The organism is Pseudomonas sp. 05N36, from assembly GCF_056397385.1.
The window spans coordinates 1-579 of sequence record NZ_JBFTNH010000061.1 but is presented as its reverse complement, the minus strand read 5'-3'; the positions used below and the strand labels follow the sequence as shown (position 1 = coordinate 579).

General features: G+C 42.7%; 2 rRNA genes. Both read left to right on the top strand.

Annotated features, from left to right (window positions below):
- Positions 1-271 (top strand): 23S ribosomal RNA (locus AC1DIH_RS28155); the annotation flags it as partial.
- 70 nt (positions 272-341) lie between these two features.
- A 5S ribosomal RNA gene (rrf, locus tag AC1DIH_RS28150) occupies positions 342-456 on the top strand.
- Positions 457-579 lie beyond the last annotated feature (123 nt).

Below are 579 nucleotides of genomic sequence, written 5' to 3'. Positions count from 1 at the left end.
CGTAGGAAATTTGAGAGGAGCTGTCCTTAGTACGAGAGGACCGGGATGGACGCACCGCTGGTGTACCAGTTGTTCTGCCAAGGGCATCGCTGGGTAGCTATGTGCGGACGGGATAAGTGCTGAAAGCATCTAAGCATGAAGCCCCCCTCAAGATGAGATTTCCCAACTTCGGTTATAAGATCCCTCGAAGATGACGAGGTTAATAGGTTCGAGGTGGAAGCGTGGTGACACGTGGAGCTGACGAATACTAATCGATCGAAGACTTAATCAATTTTTAAAAAACGTTTTGCGACGCAAAATCTTACTTACTATCTAGTTTTGAATGAATAATCATTCATTTGTCTGGTGACAATGGCAAGGAGGTCACACCYGTTCCCATGCCGAACACRGAAGTTAAGCTCCTYAGCGCCGATGGTAGTCGGACTGACGTTCCGCTAGAGTAGGACGTTGCCAGGCAATCTACTTTTGACCTGTTGGTCATTTTTTTGTGGATTAATAGAATATATTAATAAATTAACTTGAATTTTTTGTTGACTTAACTATGCTTAAGATGTATAATTAATTCTTGTTGATTAGAAA